The sequence below is a fragment of the Desulfitobacterium dichloroeliminans LMG P-21439 genome, from assembly GCF_000243135.2.
GTDB lineage: Bacteria > Bacillota > Desulfitobacteriia > Desulfitobacteriales > Desulfitobacteriaceae > Desulfitobacterium > Desulfitobacterium dichloroeliminans.
This window is the reverse complement of sequence record NC_019903.1, coordinates 2,660,122-2,678,114: the sequence shown is the minus strand read 5'-3', so window position 1 is coordinate 2,678,114 and position 17,993 is coordinate 2,660,122. Positions and strand designations below refer to the sequence as shown.

The following is a 17,993-nucleotide window of genomic DNA, read 5'->3' as shown; positions in this document are numbered from 1 at the left end:
GAGTGTTAGGTAAAGGGTTATTTAAAGGTATGGGCATCACCATCAAAAAGATGCTCGGGCCAAACATCACAGAGTTCTATCCAGAGGTTATGCCGAATCTTCCTAAGACGGTTAGAAGCTCCATGGGACTGGAACCGGAGAAATGCATTTCTTGTTCCTTATGTGCTATGGCCTGTCCAAACGAAGTTATTACCTTAACCAGTGAAAAGAATGAGAACAATAAAAAAGTTCTTCAAACTTACCACATGGATGTTGGACGGTGTTTATTCTGCGGCTTATGCACAGAAGCATGTCCGACAAATGCACTTACTGTGACCCAGGAGTTTGAGAATTCGGTCTTCTATCCTGAGGATTTGGATTGGGATATGATCGAGCGTTCCAAACGCAATCGGAAGGAGGGCAACGAATGAGTACTATGGCGACCGTTGTGTTCTTCATTTTCGCCATAATCGCCGTGGCTTCGGCTTGGGGAGTTGTCACCTCGAAAAACATTGTACACAGTGCCTTTTTCTTGGCACTTTCCTTTGCGGGAGTAGCCGTCCTGTATATTTTGTTAAACGCTGAGTATCTTGCAGCAGTTCAATTACTTGTTTATGCAGGTGCTATTTCGATTATGGTGATTTTTGCAGTGATGTTAACCTTAAGGGGAGATGTTGCTGATAGTAGTCCGGTGACCAAAAAGTGGGCTTCCGGTGCTTTGGTCGGCTCCCTTGTGTTTATTCTATTAGCTTTGGTGATTTTGACTCACAGTGATTGGCGTATTCTGGCCATGCCAGCTCTTGCCGGAGGGACGACGGTTGAGCTCTCCAAACTGCTTTTGACATGGTATATGGTACCCTTTGAAGCAGCAGCCATCCTGCTGACACTTGCTCTCATCGGGGCAGTGATTATCGCGAAAGGAGGGCATGAAAGCAGATGAGTATAAGCGTTGGGCTTGGATCCTATTTATTAGTTGGAGCGATGCTTTTTTGCCTAGGACTCTACGGAGTTTTCGTGAAACGGAATATCATTGCTATTCTTATGTCTATTGAATTAATGCTTAATGCAGTCAATATTAATTTTGTGGCTTTTAGCCGGTTTGCCCCCTGGGCTGATCCTGGGACAAATCCACTGATTGGACAGGTTGCTGCAATCTTCGTGATTGTTGTAGCGGCAGCTGAAATTGCCGTGGGCTTGGCATTAGTTATTGCCATTTACCGTAATCGCCGCACCACAAATGTGGATGAGTTCAATTGGTTGAAGTGGTAGAGAGTCAATGGAGAGGTAGGTGTTCAAGGAAATGAATGATCTTTTTCAATGGGCATGGTTAATCCCGTTTTTGCCCTTTCTGTCGTTTCTGCTCATCGTCTTTGTCACGAAGCGATCCAAAAGACTGTCCTCCACCATTTCAATATTGGCGATTCTTACTTCGTTGGGATTGGCCATTGGTATCGGTATTGGTGTAATTCAGTCCGGTTCGCAAGTCATTGAAAACCCTGTGCTGAACACTGCGAATTGGATCAGCATTGCTGGTCTTCAAATCGACTTTGGCACACTCATTGATCCAATGAGTGCGATGATGCTTTTTGTTGTTACTTTGGTAGCATCTATGGTTCAGATCTATTCGATCGGTTACATGCATGGAGACCCTGGGTTTTCACGTTATTATGCATTCCAATCCTTATTTGCGGCTTCCATGCTGGGCATGGTCTTAGCAACAAATTTGTTACAACTGTTTATTTTCTGGGAATTGGTAGGACTATGTTCTTATCTACTCATCGGCTTCTGGTTCTTTAAGGTGTCTGCTCGCGAAGCTGCGAAGAAGGCCTTTATTACCACCCGGGTGGGAGACTTTGGTTTACTCTTAGGAATCCTGTTCCTTTACAACCAATTTGGTACTTTAGATTTCTATGGTCCTGGTTCCTTATCCGTTCAAATGGCCACGAGCTTCCATGATTTTGCCTTGATTGGCGGAGTAAGCTATCTTACTGTCATGGCAGTCTTAGTCTTCATTGGACCGATTGGGAAATCCGGTCAGTTTCCTTTACACGTCTGGTTACCGGATGCCATGGAAGGTCCTACACCCGTCAGTGCCTTGATCCACGCTGCTACCATGGTCGTCGCCGGTGTGTACTTGGTTGCTCGGATGTTCTTCCTGTTTGATAACGCATCACCTTTTGCCCTGCAGCTAGTGGCAGGCATGGGAGCCTTTACGGCGATCTTTGCCGCGACGATAGCCATTGCTCAGGATGACATCAAACGTATTTTGGCTTATTCAACCTTAAGCCAATTAGGTTATATGATGTTCGCTCTGGGGGTTGGCTCTTTAACAGCTTCTATGTTCCACTTAATGACTCATGCCTTCTTCAAGGCTTTGATGTTCTTAGGAGCAGGTTCTGTGATTCATGCCCTTCATGAGAAGCAAAACATCTGGGATATGGGTGGACTTTGGAAGAAGATGCCGATTACCGGTACCACCTTCTTCATCGGTGTATTAGCGATCTCAGGTATTCCACCTTTTGCTGGATTCTTCTCTAAAGACGAGATTTTGGCCGCAGCGCTGCATAATGGTCATCCCGTGATTTTTGCTGTGGGCTTGTTTACCGCATTTTTGACAGCCTTCTATATGAGCCGTCTTTTCTTCGTGGCCTTCATGGGCAAGGAAAAGCCGGAGAATCATCCCCACGAATCTCCTTGGGTAATGACTTTACCGCTGATCATTTTAGCTTTCTTCAGCATCGTCGGCGGATGGGTTGCTTTACCTGAGCACAATTTTGGTTACTTTGTCCATTATGGTGAATTCCACCATGAAGGGATCGATTGGGCGATAGCTTCTATATCTATCCTTGTCGGAGTTCTTGGTATCGGCTTAGCTTATATCACTTACGTGACCCGAGCTATCAAAGCTGAGAATGTAGTAGCACGTTTTCCTGGAGTCTATAAACTCCTCAAGAATAAGTATTATATCGACGAAATCTACCTCTGGTTCATCCATAAGGTTATGGATGGTATCGTTGCTAAAGTTCTTTACTGGTTTGACCTGTATATTATTGATGGCATTGTCAATGGGTTGGCATTCCTCACTCGCGGTTCTGGTCGTGTACTTCGCAAGACCACAACAGGACAGCTACAAACTTATGCCTTAGTCTTCTTCTTTGCGGTCGTCGTCATCTATATTGTCTTTGCTCTAGGAGAAGGACAGCTTTCGACGCTTAATCCCGCAGCTATGCTAGGAGGTGTTAAGTAATGTCGACATTGGCACTTCAGCCCGAAGTGGGCTCTTTGATTCTGCCATTGGCACTGTTAGCACCCATTCTAGCAGCACTCGTAATTGTCTTCCTTCCTAAGGAAGAAGGGAAAACGATTAAATTAGTGGCAGCATTAGGTACTCTCACTTCCTTGTTGCTTTCGCTCTATGTATTCTTTGCATACGACCGCTCCTTGGCAGGTATGCAATTTAATCTAACGATTCCGCTCATTCCTGATATCGGTGTTAACCTAGCGTTCGGAGTTGACGGTATCAGTATTCCTATGCTCCTACTCACGAACTTAATCGCGTTTACAGCAGTGTATTCCTCTTGGAATATTGACAATCGTGTCAAAGAATTTTTCGTTCTACTTTTAATATTGGTTGCTGGGGTTATGGGAACCTTTATTGCTCGCGACTTGTTTATCTTCTTCCTTTTCTATGAAATCGTGGTTATCCCTATCTACATCATGGTTATCATCTGGGGAAGTACGAAACGAGTGTCCAAAGAATATGCGGGTATGAAATTGACCATTTACCTTTTGATTGGATCTGCCTTCTTGCTCGTAGCGATGGTTTCTATTTGGGTTAATGCTACGAATCAGTTTGCGGCTATGGGTCAAGGACCAACCTTCATGTTTGATCAACTGGCAAGGCTCCAGTATGATGAGACCTTCCAGATTATCATCTTTGGTCTCTTAACCTTTGGTTTTGGATCATTGATCTCCATGTTCCCCTTCCACTCTTGGTCTCCCGACGGTTATGCTGGCGCTCCTACAGCAGTCAGTATGATCCACGCTGGGGTCTTGAAGAAAATCGGGGGCTACGGCTTAATTCGTCTAGGACTGTTGTGCTTCCCTATCGGAGCCAAGTTCTGGGCGCCAGTGATTGCGGTTTTAGCTCTTGTTAACGTTCTTTATGCCGCGTTCATTGCATTAGCACAAAAAGACCTCAAGTATGTTGTCGGATACTCATCCGTCAGTCACATGGGATATGTCCTGATCGCCATTGCGGCTTTGAACGTCACCAGTGTTACTGGTGCAGTAGCCATGATGTTTGCCCACGGTGTCATGTCAGCCCTCTTCTTCTCCATGATTGGCTTTATCTATGAGAAGACCCATACCCGCAATGTTGTTGAACTCGGCGGACTGGCCCATCAGATGCCACGTCTGGCTGTTGGGTTCTTGATTGCAGGTATGGCTGGTCTTGGCTTGCCAGGAACTGTGAACTTTATTGGAGAGTTTACCATTTTCATTGGTACAGTTAAGACTTTACCGGTCCATGCGATTGTCGGGGTTGCCGGGATTATCATCACTGCAGTTTATTCCCTTCGCCTTATTGCCAATGTCCTATTTGGACCACGTCGTAAGGAATGGGATCATTTGAAAGACCTCCACGGTCCCGAGTTAGTTCCGTTGGTCATCTTGGTCTTTGTCATTATCATAACGGGTGTATTCCCGAACACCGTACTGCAACTGATCGACACCGGGGTCCATTCCTCAGGATTAGCCAAGGTGCTTGAAGTCGTGACTCAGGCGAAGATTGGAGGGTTGTTCTAATGGTGACTTTTGAATTATCTTTACTCACAACAGAAATCATTATGGCAGTCCTTAGCCTTGGCTTATTTGCAGTAGGGCTCATCCTCCCACGTGGTTCAAGAAAAGGCATGTTTCCTCTCACGATATTTGCCATATTGGGGACCCTTGCTTATGCCCTCTATGATTTCTTCTATGGGGGGAATGCAGCATTCCTCAACGGAATGTATATGCATGATCAATTTGCAGGTTTCTTCAAGATTCTCTTCTTAGTGGCGGCTCTGCTTGTTGTACTTTCAACAAAATCCTATGTTGCCAAATTTCAAGCGTATCGCGGAGAGTTTTATCCCTTACTGCTGATTGCTACTTTGGGCATGATGCTTATGTCTGGAGCAGGGGATCTAATCACGATGTATGTGGGCTTGGAGCTCATGACCATCACCTTCTATATTCTTGTAGCTTATCATCCCAATGATCCAAAATCCTCTGAGGCAGGAATTAAGTATTTAGTCTTGGGAGCTACTTCCTCGGCAGTGCTTCTCTACGGCATCAGCCTCATCTATGGATTGACAGGATCCACGCAGATGTTTGCAGTGGCTATGGCTCTAGGAACAGATGTCAACGCGGTGACAATTCTTGCAACCGTGATGCTGCTCGCTGGATTCGGCTTTAAGATTAGTTTAGTTCCTTTCCATATGTGGGCACCGGATATTTACGAAGGAGCTCCTTCCCCGGTAACTGCCTTCTTAGCAACAGCTTCCAAAGCAGCCGCTTTCGCAGCCTTGGTGAGATTCTACCTCTTGATGATGTATGGTCAATCCTTCGCTGAAACTGGGCTGGTTCTACTCCTTATTTTGGCTGCTTTGACTATGATTATCGGTAACTTGATGGCTTTCCCTCAAAAGAATATCCAACGCTTGATGGCGTATTCGGGGATTGCTCAAGCGGGTTACATCATGGTCGGTATCATTGCCGTTGCCATTCCGGCGGTCTCAGTCTTTGTGGATGGTATCAAGGGCGTGCTCTTCTACCTGATGATTTATGTCGTCGCCAACTTGGGTGCCTTTGCAGTTATTACCCATGTGGCTCAAAGTCAGGGCAGCACTGAGATTAAAGACTACAGCGGTCTTGCCAGACGCTCGCCTCTCGCAGCGGCTGTGCTCACTATATCTTTCCTTTCCTTGGCTGGTATTCCGCCACTTGCTGGGTTTGTCGCTAAATTCTATCTCTTCTCGGCAGTGGTCAATCAAGGTTTTGTTTGGATAGCAGTGATTGGTTTTGTGATGAGTATGATCTCAGTCTACTACTACTTGTCCGTCGTTAAGGTCATGTATTTGGGAGACGGTGAAGGATTGCCGGAGGCACCTGTACATGGTGCCGCTAAGTTTGGCATGTTGTTGTCCATGATTGTAACCGTCATTTTGGGAATCTATCCTACACCGCTTGCTCAAATGGCTATTACGGCGGCAGCAAGTTTGGTAAAATAGATTCTTATAAGTGGGATAGTTTGCAGGAGCCTCAGCATTTGCTGAGGCTCTTTTTTTGCTGTCAGATCTTCAAGAACTGCAGGACAGGAAGGGAATGGAGGCGAGCTTATAGAAGGTAAGCTAAACAGATGAAAGAAGGCAGGACAACATGTAAGAGGCAAAGTGGGGTAAGATAGACAAAGAAAAGAGGAGTCGCAGGTGAGTGAGCAGAGAAGGAACCTAGGGATGCTTGGCGAACAACTTGCTGTTAATCATATTAAGCAAGCCGGACTTACTATTCTTGATCGAAACTATCGTTGTCCTTTGGGAGAAATGGATATCATCGCCCGTGAAGGGGAGACCATCATTTTTATTGAGGTTCGGACACGCTCCACCGGCAAACGTGGCTGGGGTGAAGAGAGTATCACTCCGCAGAAACGGGCCAGATTGAATCGCATTGGAATCCATTTTATAAAATTCCACAACTATAAAGGCTGGCCTCCCCTGCGCTTTGACCTAATCGCCATACGCATACCGGATCAACTGGACAATCCTGCGGAAATATTGTGGATCCGCGGCATTTAAGGATAATTATCGTATTTGTAAGACTATTGAGGTATGATAAAATGCATATAGAGGACTATTTATAGAGGAGGACAACTATGAATCCGATATTAGTAATCGATGACGAAGATCGTATTCGCCATTTAGTGCGTATGTACCTCGAAAGAGAAGGATATAGCGTTGATGAGGCTGACAACGGCCGAGAGGCTCTAGAGAAAATTCAAAAAAAGGAGTATGCCTTGCTCATTATTGATCTCATGATGCCCGAAGTCGACGGTTGGAAAGTATGCCGAGATGTTCGGGAGAAATCCGATATCCCCATCATTATGTTGACAGCACGTGGGGAAGAGTTTGACCGGGTTTTGGGATTTGAATTAGGCGCAGATGATTACCTGGTCAAGCCCTTTAGTACTAAAGAGCTTGTAGCGCGAGTTAAAGCCCTTTTGAGGCGTTCCGGAGGGAATTTAACAGCAAATTCTTCTGATTTAGCCTATGGACCTTTGAAGATTGAGAAAGATAAGCATCGTGTATCCGTCGATGAAGAACAAATCACGTTTACTCCTCGGGAATTTGAACTACTTTACTTTCTAGCCAAAAATCCCAGCCGCGTATTTTCCAGAGAACAGCTTATGGAGACAGTATGGGGATATGATTTCTACGGTGATGCTCGAACGGTGGATACCCATGTTAAGAAAATCCGTGAAAAACTAGCCGATCCTAAGATAAGAAGCATGCTTGCCACAGTGTGGGGTGTAGGTTATAAATTTGACCCCGAAGCAATTAATGGATAGGTGAATAATGAACTCGGAAAGAGGAGAAAAGTTGAAGTTTAACCTTCGTCCACGTAGCATCAGTATGAAATTATGGGCTGCCATTACCGCATTGATTCTCGTAGTATTAGGCGGTCTAGGGGTAACCATTACTTTGCTATTCGGTGATTTTTATTTCCAGCAAACTTTAGATACTTTAGGTGACGAAGTCAAGGAGATATCCCATTATCTTGAGGAGCAGCCCAATTGGGCACAACGCTTATTTGCTATCGATGAAATCCGCTTATCCTCAGATACACAGATGGTTGTCATTGACCGCTATAGTGAAATTATTGCAATCAAAGGGGAGAATGTCGGAGCGAGTTTTGGGACGAATGACCGTATTGGTTGGGGTGATGCCTCAGGTGAAATGAGCTGGTTGATTCGTTCTTTATATCCTTCTGATTTTTTAACCCAATCCGATATTGCCGAAGTTTTGAGCGGAGAAGTTATTACCATCAAGGCCATTCCTCGGAATCAGACGGGCCAAGCTATGCTGATTGCTGCTGCCCCCATCGGTGATCCCAGCGAAGCAATTGTGGTATTGGGAACCTCGCCGGCCCCGGTTCAAGCAAGTATTGATGCTTTTCGCCGGATGACCCTCTATGTTTCACTAGGGGCAGTTGTTTTAGCGACCCTTGTCAGCTTGATTTTTGCACGGCAATTTACGCGTCCCTTAGCCCTCATGCAAAAAGGAGCGAGTCAAATGGCTAACGGTGACTTCCAACCGATTAGTGGAGTCCGAAGTCGTGATGAGTTGGGTGAACTCGCCAATGCTTTAAATTCCATGGGCGAAAGCCTGAAAAATCATATGACCTGGCTTTCAGAGGAGAGAAACCTCTTGCTGGGGATTGTGGAAGGGATTAGCGACGGGGTAATTATGCTGGATGCTGAAGGTGGAATTCTCTATTGTAATGAACCAGCGAAGGCCATTTGGCAGGGGACAGGTCAAGAAGAAGAGTCATCGGCACGAAAAGTGCAACTGATGGTATTTTTACGTGAGTTTATGGATAACATCGACTTAGAGCAAAAAATGCATTTCAACTTAGGAACCCAAGTTCTTCAGGTGGGCATGGCCACCACTCAATCTGAAGATGGTATGCAAGGCTATGTGGCAGTGCTACGAGATGTTACTGCATCCTTACGCGCTGAAAAGGAACGGCGTGATTTCATGGCCAGTGTCACCCACGAATTAAGAACTCCCCTTCATCTCATCCAAGGATACTTAGAGGCTATTCAAGATGAGGTCATCCCCAAGGAAGAGCAGCCGGAGCATATCGATTTGGTGCTGGAGGAGGCAAAGCGTTTAGCCAAGCTGGTCATGGAGCTTCAGGAACTGGATCGTTTTGACAACTGGAGAAACTTTGATAAGAAAGAGATTGATTTGGCTAACTTTCTTCAAGAGCTACGCTATCGATTCCAAGGACGAGCGGATGATTTAGGTATCCACTTAGAGATTGAGAACGGCTCAGGAGCCATCTTTGCTAATCGAGACCGGTTGCTACAAGTATTCATTAATCTGATTGAGAATGCTTTCCGTCATACCCCTGCTGGCAAAAGGGTGCAGATTAAGATTAAGGAATGTTCTGATTGGATTCAGTTCAGCGTCGAAGATGAGGGCGAAGGTATTCCTATTTCGGCTCTGCCGCACATTTTTGAGCGATTTTATAGGGTAGATAAATCACGATCGCGTAAAGAGGGCGGCATGGGCTTAGGATTATCCATTGTGGGACTCATCGTTGAAGCCCATGATGGCGAGATTAAGGTTGAAAGTGAAGTCGGTAACGGAACCATCTTTAAAGTTATCCTCCCTAAGTAAAATGATTTGTAATGGAGGTAGTATTGTGCGTATTGAGCAGCTACAGCATATTATCGAGATTAATAATAAGAAGTCTATCTCTGAAGCGGCGAAAACATTCTTTATGGGTCAGCCTCAGCTTAGCCATTCTGTGAAAAATCTCGAAGATGAGCTGGGCTACAAAATATTTCGGCGCAATCGAGCGGGCTTAATTCCAACTTGCCTAGGGCAAGAAGTCATTAGCATGGCCCGAGAAATCACTAATAGTATTGAAGTACTTAAGTCTCTGGCAGGTGGTGAAGCCAATCTTACCGGAAATTTCAGTCTGATTCTTGCCCCGGGTGTATTCAATTCTTTTGCCGGGCTTCTAATTTCGCGATTTCATGAAAAATACCCTAATGTTAATCTTGTGCTTACAGAGGACATAGGGATTGGCTTAGTCGACAAGGTATCCACAGGGGCATGTTTGATGGGGGTCACAGTTTGGACCAGTAATTATGATGAGACAATGCGCAAGCTACTTGATGAAATGGACATAGCCTATGAAAAAATAATGCAGGATGATATGTGCTTGATTATTGGTTCGAATCACCCTTTAGCAGCTAAGGAGACCATTAGCTTGGCAGAATTAGAAGGAATGACTATCGTGGATTATCGCGGCAGGTATCGTAATTCACTAAGACACTGCGGAATTGATACCACTAAGAGTGAATTGTTGATTGTTTCTAATCGTGAAGTCATGAAGGCAATCATTGCTAAGAATCAGGCTGTTGCTGTCTTTCCACGTTGCTTTTTTTATAATGATCAATTTTTCGAGCAAGGGTTACTCAAATATTGTGCCCTTGAAAAGATAACCGATCAAATTAAAATGGAGATGTACCTTATCTATTCGAAAACTGAATCCTTGTCCCATTCTGCAAAACAACTTAAGAAGATACTTATCGATACAATTGTCGACAACTGTAATTAAAGGAGAAGCCCTTATGCGTATTGAACAGCTTGAACAGATCATAAAAATTGATGAATTTAGATCGATGTCTAAGGCTGCGAATGCTCTTTTCCTTAGTCAACCTTCTTTAAGTGTATCTGTTAGTCGACTGGAAGAAGAGCTGGGCTTAAAGATCTTTGAACGCAGCAGCACTGGCGTTGTCCCGTCAGAACAGGGGAAAGCTGTGCTGGAATTGGCAAAATACATCTTAAGCTTGAGCGAAAAGATCAAAGGAATCATGGACGAAAAAAACGTCCCAATCCATAATCTTCAAATGGCAGTTCCTGGAGCCCTTGCCAATGCTATAGTCCCTGATTTGCTTATGAAATTCCATACTCTTTATCCAAAATTTTGCCTGCATATTCATGAGGCACCTTATTATGAAATCGTGGAGAACATGGATAAAGGTGCTTATTCCATCGGGGTAATAACCTGCGATCCAGAGGGTAAAGACAATTTGCTCAAACAGTTAAAAGATTTGGATATTGAATATGAGATTGTTTTCGGAGGTCAGACTAGATTGTTGGTTTTTTTAAGCAGTAAGAACCCTCTGTCCGATAGAGAATGGCTCAGCTCCTCCGATCTCAAGTCCATGAAGATGGTTTCCTATAAAGAAAACTATGTCCAGACTTCCAAAACCTTAAAGTATCATCTTGATAAACCAATTATTGTTGAAGATATTGAATTGCTTAAAAAACTCATCAGCGATGACTTTGGATTCTCAATTTTTCCCGAGATTTTATCCATTAATGACCTCTATATGAACAGAGGGATGATTAAAGCCATACCGATACAAGAGTTCAGTGAACAGTGGGATATTTTTATCTTATACACTCACTACGAATCCTTATCATTTATGGAAAGGGAGTTACTTACCCTAGTCAAAGAATTGATTCAGGATAATATGGTTAAAAAACAGATTCAATAAGGAAGCTAAAATATAGACGAAAAAATATATATGCACTACAATTAGTGCATATATATTTTTTCACATGTCCAGCATACCAAAACCTGTATTATACAAAGCTTAAGGTGTCAACTAGAATAAAATTAATCTATAGATTCTATTTGATTTAGTTATCTTAAAAGATTCTAACGAACTATTAAAGGAGGAATTGTGAAAGTGCACATAAACATCATGGCCTAGGTTCCTGCTAATAATTATTCCTACGCAAAAGGACATGAAGAAGTTATTGTAAATCCTGCTATGCTACGTGTCGATGTAGTTAATGGAACTAGGATTCTATCTGCGAGAAACCAGCTGTGAAAATGGAAAATAATAAGTATCGAGGAGAGTGGAAAACTATGGAACCTGCTACTGGAGCTGACAACGTTACTTCTGTTAAAAAAACACTATCCCCTATTGATAAAAAAATGTATATCCATAGCTTTATTGGATTAGCAATTATAGTAATTTTTTGGTTTATGTCGCCGATTGAACCGATTACCCCAGTGGGAATGAAGGTCGTTGGTGCTTTTCTGGGTATGGTGTATTTGTGGTCGACCGTTGGTAGTCTGTGGCCAAGCTTGCTGGGCCTAACGGGCATTGCTTTATCCGGCTATGCGGGACAAGGCGCTATCGGCTTTAAATCCGTTTTTCTCAATGCCTTTGGCGCGGACACGGTTTTGCTGACATTGTTTGCTATGGTCTTGTTTGGCGCTATGGACGAAGCAGGATGCACCAAATATATTGCGCGCTGGCTGCTGACTAGAAAAATTATTAATGGCCGACCCTACGCTTTTATGGGTGTAGTTTGGTTTACCTGCTTTGTTATTTCCACCTTGGTATCACCGATCACTGGTTTGATCCTGATGTGGCCGATTACCTTGCGCATTATGGACACAATGGGAGTAAAACGCAGTGATAAAATCTGGCCCTATTTCTTTGTGGGTATGTTTGCCGTTATGACTTTGGGTCAACCCTTGTTCCCCTTTACCGGTGCTCAACTGATTGTTGTAAGTGCGTTTGGTAATATGACGGGTGTTCCCGCTGATATGACACCGGTGCCGTATGCGCCTTATATGGCCTTAAACTTTATAAGTACGATGCTACTTTTGGCCGTGTATATCCTCGTTTTGAAATTTATCGTGCGTCCAGATATCAGCAAGCTCAAGGGCGTCGATGCAGACCAGTTGGCCAGAGAACAGGCGCTGCCCCCGATGGTTTGGCCACAGGTGTTAATGATGATTATGATCCCTATATACATCATCATGCTGCTGGTGCCGAGCTTCTTGGATAGAAGTATTCCGGTGGTAAGTTTTTTAGCAACTCTAGGGCCTTTGGGCGTGACCGTAGCCTGGGTTGTCTTTTTCTGCCTCATTCGTTATCAGGGCAGAGAAGTATTGGATTTTAAAGTGGTTGCCTATAGGCAATTCAATTGGGGTATTTTCTTCATGATCGCTGCCGCAGTTTATGGAGCTAATGCCTTGTCAAATGATGCTACCGGTATTAAAGATTTCTTGCTGAACGCGTTGAACCCAATTCTGGGCGGACAATCAGAGATGGGCTTTGTAGCCATCATGTTTACAGTGGCATTGATCATTACCAATTTTGCCAACAACGCTGCTATGGCAGTAGTACTGATGCCGGTAATCCTGGCTTTCTGCGGTCAGATGGGCCTAGATCCGATGCCGGTGGCCATGGGAGTGACCATGATGGTTTTTGTGGCTATGTTGACTCCTGCCGCTTCTCCTCATGCCGGCATGATGCATGGTCGAACGGATGTCTATAACACCGGTGAAATTATGCGTTTGGGTTTTCCGATCTGCGTTGTCACTCTGGTATATTACATCTTCATTGGTTATCCGTTGGCTAAGTTGCTGTTTTAAAAACAAGACAACACCGTATCGGAAAGCTTGCAGTATTCTCAGGATTATTCTTTCTTACCATTGGATCACATACGGGCGAAATATAGATGAAAAAAGTGTTTAATAATATTTCTGAATAGGATTAAAAAATAATATTAGGAGTGTTGCATAATGAGTCCGATTAAAAGTGAACAAATTCCTCATATTATCCATCAGCAAAGTGAGTTAGAAAAGGGATTTTTAGCAGAATTCGCAGCCGACAACTATACCCTTGCAAATCCCCTAGTCAAGCTTAATCCATATGGAACTTCTCCCTTGACGGCCATGGTATTATTTGAAACACCGGCAGCCACAGAAGCGACAATTATCGTACGTGGTAAAGAGCATCTCGGGGATATCCGCCATACCTTCCCGGCAGGTAAGCGTCATATTTTGCCCGTCTATGGCCTCTATGCTGATTACGAAAACAAAGTGGATATCGTCATGGCTAATGGCCAAAAAAACACCATAACCATCAAGACCGAACCTCTTCATCCCGATGTCCCGGTTGCTACCTCCATCAAGACGACACCTGAATACATGGGGAACAATCTGATGTTCCTGACTGCCGCTATGAGAGCGATGCCAGTCGGCTATGACTATGCAGGGGATATCCGTTGGTATGCCACGAGGAATTTTGCTTTTGATCTCAAGCGTTTACCCAACGGTCATATTCTCGTAGGTACTGAACGTTTAGTAAAAATGCCTTATTTCACCACAGGTCTCTACGAGATGGCTTTTAGTGGCAAGATTTTTAAAGAGTACGTTCTGCCCAGCGGCTATCATCATGATCAATTCGCCATGGAAGACGGCAATATCCTGGTGCTCACCTTTGATTTTTACTCAGGTACAGTAGAAGATATGTGTGTATTGTTGGATGCTAAGACAGGAGAAATTCTGAAGTCCTGGGATTACAAGAAAGTATTACCACAGAATGTGGCTGGTTCAGGAAGTCAAGATGAGCATGACTGGTTCCACAACAACGCCGTTTGGTACGATAAAAAGACCAACAGCTTAAGCTTATCTGGCCGTCACCAAGACGCTGTGATCAATCTTGACTATGAGACAGGAGAATTAAACTGGATTATCGGCGACCCGGAAGGCTGGCCTCAAGAGATGGTGGAAAAATACTTCTTCACCCCAGTTGGGGACGGAGAATTTGACTGGCAGTATGAGCAACACGCTTGTGTTGTGTTACCTGACGGGGATATCATGATGTTTGATAACGGTCACTACAGAGCAAAGAACAAAGAGAATTACTGGCCTAATAGCAAAAACTTCAGTCGTGGGGTCAGATACCGCATTGATACCGAAAAGATGACTATCGAGCAAGTATGGCAGTATGGCAAAGAACGGGGTGCTGAATATTTCTCACCTTACATTTGCAATGTCGAGTATTATAATGAAGGTCACTACTTGGTTCACTCCGGTGGAATCGGCTGTGAAAATGGCAAAACCTGCGAAGGTATGGCGGTCATGAAAACTATGCAACCGGAGTTTAAGGATAATGTCTATACCTTCAATTCCATCACCTGTGAGATCAAAGACGATGTGTTAATGTATGAATTGCAAGTGCCGGCCAACTGTTACCGCGCTGAAAAATTGCCGCTCTACTATGCTCACGAAACTGTCGAATTGGGCGAGGGTGAAATCCTTGGCCATCTAATTCAAACCGAAGAAACAAAAATGAAGATCAAAGCTGAAGTGACAGGTACACTGGTGCCGGAGCATTATCTAGCATCTATCACTGAAGAAGAAGATCGTATTCTCTTTAATGCTATCTTTGATGCCGGTGAGCTGGCTCAATTGCTCCTAGTGGATGAAGCCGGTGGGGTAAAACGTTATCCGATCAATACCGTACCCCAGGCCTTCCAAGCAATGTGCGTAGGAACCTTCCAAAAGGCTGATCCACGCAATATTGATACCTATATTAACAAGACTGGATTATCCGGGAAGTATAATGTCCAACTCGTGGCGGAAGAAAAACTCTATGAGACCGGAGTTAGCATCAAGGCTTAAGCACAATAAGAACTTTCAAAAAGAGGAAACGGCTGGAGAGTAGTGGTAACACCATACTCTCCAGCCGTTTGCTTTAATTTTTTTTACACAGGGGATATTGACCAAGCTTTCTAAGAAGATGAGTTTCCTATATTCCGTATGTATCCTTAGTGAAGGGTCGAATCCAGGCGTTTTTATACCTAGGACAATGTCACACAAGAAATTACTCAAGTGTTAGTATGTAACAGTACGGTCCAGGGCCCTATATTGAAGCGCCTCGGCGAGATGACGAGGAAGGATATGGTTCTCGCTATCTAAATCAGCAATCGTGCGGGCAACCCGGAGAATTCGATCATGGCTGCGGGCGCTCAGGTGTTGTCGCTCAAAGACATTGCGCAGCAGCTGCTCACCTGTGGAATCTAGGCCACAGTAGGCTGATGTTTCCACCGCACTCATTTCAGCATTAGTCTTACTTTCGCCCAGACGAGTCCATTGGCGCTGGCGAGCCTGAAGAACACGGGCTTGCACAGTTGGGGAGGACTCACTTTCCGGATGGCTATGTAGCTCGTCAAATTCCACTCGTGGAACTTCAATATGTAGATCAAAGCGGTCAAGTAAAGGTCCAGATATGCGCCCCCGATAATTATCGATTTGCCGTGGTGAACAGATGCAGGAACGCTTCGGATCTCCGTACCAACCGCAGGGACAGGGATTCATGCTAGCGACGATGCTCAGTCGAGCTGGGTATTTGACACTGCCTCGTTGGCGGGTAAGGGTCAACTCTCGATCTTCTAAGGGTTGGCGTAGAGATTCTAGCACTTCCCGGGAAAACTCCGGCAATTCATCGAGAAACAGCACCCCATGATTAGCAAGAATAAGCTCTCCGGGTTTCATATCGCGCCCGCCCCCCAGAATACCGGCCGCTGTTGCCGAATGGTGAGGTTGGCGAAAAGGCCGTGCCTGAATAAGCTGGCCCATGTGACCGAGCAACCCGGCCACACTATATATTTTGGTGACTTCCAAGCTCTCCACCCGTGTTAGAGGAGGGAGGATCCCAGCATAGGCTTTGGCAAGCATAGTCTTTCCAGAGCCGGGAGGCCCAAGCAAGAGGAGATTGTGACCACCGGCAGCGGCAATCTCTAAAGCTCTTTTCGCTTGCTGTTGCCCACGTACCGTGCTTAAATTGATGGTATTATCCGAAGGTATCTCTTCGGGGGAAGGTTCTGCTTGGGGTTGGGCAAGGAATAGATCCTTCTCTAAAGAAGAGGCGAGCTGTGCCAGATTATCCGCGGATCCACTCGCGATTTCTTCAATTAGGTTGGCTTCCTGTATGTTCTCGGGAGGGACGATCAAGCTATAGGTAGAGTGCTGTGCTAGAGATACAGCCATAGCAAGGACTCCGGGTACCGGACGCAGATGCCCCTCTAGGGATAATTCACCGACAAAGACTCTATTGGTAAGGCTCTTGGCCGAACATTGTCCAGTAGCCGCCAAGATACCGATGGCAATCGGCAGATCCAGACCAGAGCCGTTCTTTTTCAGATCAGCCGGAGCCAAATTGACCGTGATGCGCTGTAAAGGGAAATCAAACCCAGAATTCTTAATGGCCGAACGAACTCTCTCGCGTGACTCCCTTACTGCTGTGTTCGGAAGCCCAACAATGTCAAACACAGGTAAACCATTCGAGACATCCACCTCTACCTGTATTAAGTGAGCCTGAATCCCGAAAACCGCCATACCATGCACAGATGCAAACAAGCTAATCCCTCCCATAGAAGGAAGAATTCGACAGAAATAGGCAGTTTCCTTCCAGCACTATCTGGAGATTAATGTTGTACGATGACAAAATGAGTCTATAAATGTTCTATCTTAGTTTGACTTCAATCTTCTTATAGTGATAAGGTTAATATAGCGACAAGTTAATTAATAGTAAGAAATAGTGCTAGAATTATAGTGTTAAGGGGATATGATTATAATGGACGAGAAAAAAAGCGAATGTAAAATTAAGATCATCAAGGATGGCCCCTATATTGTGACTGGGAATGTTCCCTTGCAGGAAAGCATCATCACCCCTAAGGGCAAAGCCTACGAATACCAACCAGGACGCGAGTTACCGCAAGCTGAAACATATGCCTTATGTCGTTGCGGTAAGTCAAAGAATCCACCCTTCTGTGATGGCTCTCATGTCGATTGTAATTTTGATGGTACAGAGACGGCTTCACGAGACAGATTTGAAGATAGGGCTGAATTATTTAAAGGACCCGAATTAGATCTTTTGGATGACAATCGCTGCGCCTTTGCGCGTTTTTGTCACAGTGAGAAGGGGAATGTCTGGCAGCTAATCGAAGAGTCCGACAAAGAAGGGTTCCGGGAGCTGGCGATTAAAACGGCTGTCGAATGTCCGGCCGGAAGATTGCAGGTTATGGATAAAACCGGCAAGGTCATTGAACCGGAATACGAGCCGTCCATCGAGATACTTCAAGACCCTGAGAGGAGAGTCAGTGGCGGGATATTTGTCAAAGGCATGATTCCCCTAGAATCAGAAGACGGATATATATATGAGCTTAGAAACAGATATGTCTTGTGCCGTTGCGGAAAGTCGAGGAAAAAACCCTTCTGTGATGCGACACATGTACCGATGAAATACAAAGACGAACAATAATACGCGGGGCTGTCACCAAATGTTTATCAGTAAATGTTGGCGACAGTCATTTTTTTTGAAAAAGATTGCCCGTTCAAAATCAGATTCCTGTCTGATTTTG

General features: G+C 44.7%; 15 protein-coding genes. 14 read left to right on the top strand and 1 reads right to left on the bottom strand.

Annotation, left to right across the window (positions count from 1 at the left end; translation table 11 throughout):
• The first annotated feature begins 2 nt into the window (after positions 1-2).
• The 13 genes from DESDI_RS12710 to DESDI_RS12650 all read left to right on the top strand — a co-directional run bounded on the left by DESDI_RS12710 (position 3) and on the right by DESDI_RS12650 (position 15,252).
• Positions 3-410, top strand: coding sequence for a NuoI/complex I 23 kDa subunit family protein (locus tag DESDI_RS12710; protein ID WP_015263022.1), 408 nt, complete (start codon positions 3-5; stop codon positions 408-410).
• Entirely contained in the window at positions 407-919 is a 513-nt protein-coding gene (locus DESDI_RS12705) for an NADH-quinone oxidoreductase subunit J family protein (RefSeq protein ID WP_015263021.1), read from the top strand. The genes DESDI_RS12710 and DESDI_RS12705 overlap by 4 nt, the downstream gene beginning before the upstream one ends.
• The gene (gene nuoK / locus DESDI_RS12700; RefSeq protein ID WP_015263020.1) at positions 916-1,248 is read left to right on the top strand and encodes an NADH-quinone oxidoreductase subunit NuoK; all 333 of its coding nucleotides are present in this window, start codon (positions 916-918) and stop codon (positions 1,246-1,248) included. Before DESDI_RS12705 ends, nuoK begins: the two co-directional genes overlap by 4 nt.
• A 19-nt stretch (positions 1,249-1,267) precedes the next feature.
• Positions 1,268-3,226 (top strand): NADH-quinone oxidoreductase subunit L, encoded by a 1,959-nt coding sequence (nuoL, locus tag DESDI_RS12695; protein ID WP_015263019.1) that lies wholly within the window; start codon positions 1,268-1,270, stop codon positions 3,224-3,226.
• Entirely contained in the window at positions 3,226-4,785 is a 1,560-nt protein-coding gene (locus DESDI_RS12690) for a complex I subunit 4 family protein (RefSeq protein ID WP_015263018.1), read from the top strand. Before nuoL ends, DESDI_RS12690 begins: the two co-directional genes overlap by 1 nt.
• Complete coding sequence (locus tag DESDI_RS12685; RefSeq protein ID WP_015263017.1) at positions 4,785-6,248, top strand: NADH-quinone oxidoreductase subunit N; 1,464 nt, start codon at positions 4,785-4,787, stop codon at positions 6,246-6,248. The genes DESDI_RS12690 and DESDI_RS12685 overlap by 1 nt, the downstream gene beginning before the upstream one ends.
• 198 nt (positions 6,249-6,446) lie before the next feature.
• Positions 6,447-6,812, top strand: a complete 366-nt coding sequence (locus tag DESDI_RS12680) for a YraN family protein (protein WP_015263016.1) — start codon at positions 6,447-6,449, stop codon at positions 6,810-6,812.
• Between the two features lie 77 nt (positions 6,813-6,889).
• Positions 6,890-7,582: a response regulator transcription factor gene (locus DESDI_RS12675; protein ID WP_015263015.1), complete on the top strand. Its 693-nt coding sequence runs from the start codon at positions 6,890-6,892 to the stop codon at positions 7,580-7,582.
• Positions 7,583-7,613: 31 nt separating this feature from the next.
• Complete coding sequence (locus DESDI_RS12670; RefSeq protein WP_015263014.1) at positions 7,614-9,419, top strand: ATP-binding protein; 1,806 nt, start codon at positions 7,614-7,616, stop codon at positions 9,417-9,419.
• A gap of 25 nt (positions 9,420-9,444) precedes the next feature.
• A complete protein-coding gene (locus DESDI_RS12665; protein WP_015263013.1) occupies positions 9,445-10,368 on the top strand; it encodes a LysR family transcriptional regulator in 924 nt (307 codons plus the stop codon).
• 13 nt (positions 10,369-10,381) lie between these two features.
• The gene (locus tag DESDI_RS12660; protein ID WP_015263012.1) at positions 10,382-11,314 is read left to right on the top strand and encodes a LysR family transcriptional regulator; all 933 of its coding nucleotides are present in this window, start codon (positions 10,382-10,384) and stop codon (positions 11,312-11,314) included.
• A 377-nt stretch (positions 11,315-11,691) separates the two neighbouring features.
• Entirely contained in the window at positions 11,692-13,215 is a 1,524-nt protein-coding gene (locus DESDI_RS12655; protein ID WP_015263011.1) for an SLC13 family permease, read from the top strand.
• Positions 13,216-13,365: 150 nt separating this feature from the next.
• Positions 13,366-15,252 (top strand): aryl-sulfate sulfotransferase, encoded by a 1,887-nt coding sequence (locus DESDI_RS12650; RefSeq protein WP_015263010.1) that lies wholly within the window; start codon positions 13,366-13,368, stop codon positions 15,250-15,252.
• Positions 15,253-15,465: 213 nt separating this feature from the next.
• Here DESDI_RS12650 and DESDI_RS12645 read toward each other — a convergent pair whose 3' ends face one another.
• Positions 15,466-16,989: a YifB family Mg chelatase-like AAA ATPase gene (locus tag DESDI_RS12645; protein WP_015263009.1), complete on the bottom strand. Its 1,524-nt coding sequence runs from the start codon at positions 16,987-16,989 to the stop codon at positions 15,466-15,468.
• A 217-nt stretch (positions 16,990-17,206) separates the two neighbouring features.
• Between DESDI_RS12645 and DESDI_RS12640 the strand changes: the two genes are divergently transcribed.
• Entirely contained in the window at positions 17,207-17,893 is a 687-nt protein-coding gene (locus DESDI_RS12640; protein ID WP_015263008.1) for a CDGSH iron-sulfur domain-containing protein, read from the top strand.
• The last annotated feature ends 100 nt before the right edge of the window (positions 17,894-17,993 follow it).

What these genes read in the sequence shown, in the direction of transcription:
- DESDI_RS12705 (WP_015263021.1), top strand. Translation starts at nt 407, where the DNA reads ATGAGTACTATGGCGACCGTTGTGTTCTTCATTTTCGCCATAATCGCC.
- nuoK (WP_015263020.1), top strand. Translation starts at nt 916, where the DNA reads ATGAGTATAAGCGTTGGGCTTGGATCCTATTTATTAGTTGGAGCGATG.
- DESDI_RS12690 (WP_015263018.1), top strand. Translation starts at nt 3,226, where the DNA reads ATGTCGACATTGGCACTTCAGCCCGAAGTGGGCTCTTTGATTCTGCCA.
- DESDI_RS12685 (WP_015263017.1), top strand. Translation starts at nt 4,785, where the DNA reads ATGGTGACTTTTGAATTATCTTTACTCACAACAGAAATCATTATGGCA.
- DESDI_RS12675 (WP_015263015.1), top strand. Translation starts at nt 6,890, where the DNA reads ATGAATCCGATATTAGTAATCGATGACGAAGATCGTATTCGCCATTTA.
- DESDI_RS12660 (WP_015263012.1), top strand. Translation starts at nt 10,382, where the DNA reads ATGCGTATTGAACAGCTTGAACAGATCATAAAAATTGATGAATTTAGA.
- DESDI_RS12655 (WP_015263011.1), top strand. Translation starts at nt 11,692, where the DNA reads ATGGAACCTGCTACTGGAGCTGACAACGTTACTTCTGTTAAAAAAACA.
- DESDI_RS12650 (WP_015263010.1), top strand. Translation starts at nt 13,366, where the DNA reads ATGAGTCCGATTAAAAGTGAACAAATTCCTCATATTATCCATCAGCAA.
- DESDI_RS12640 (WP_015263008.1), top strand. Translation starts at nt 17,207, where the DNA reads ATGGACGAGAAAAAAAGCGAATGTAAAATTAAGATCATCAAGGATGGC.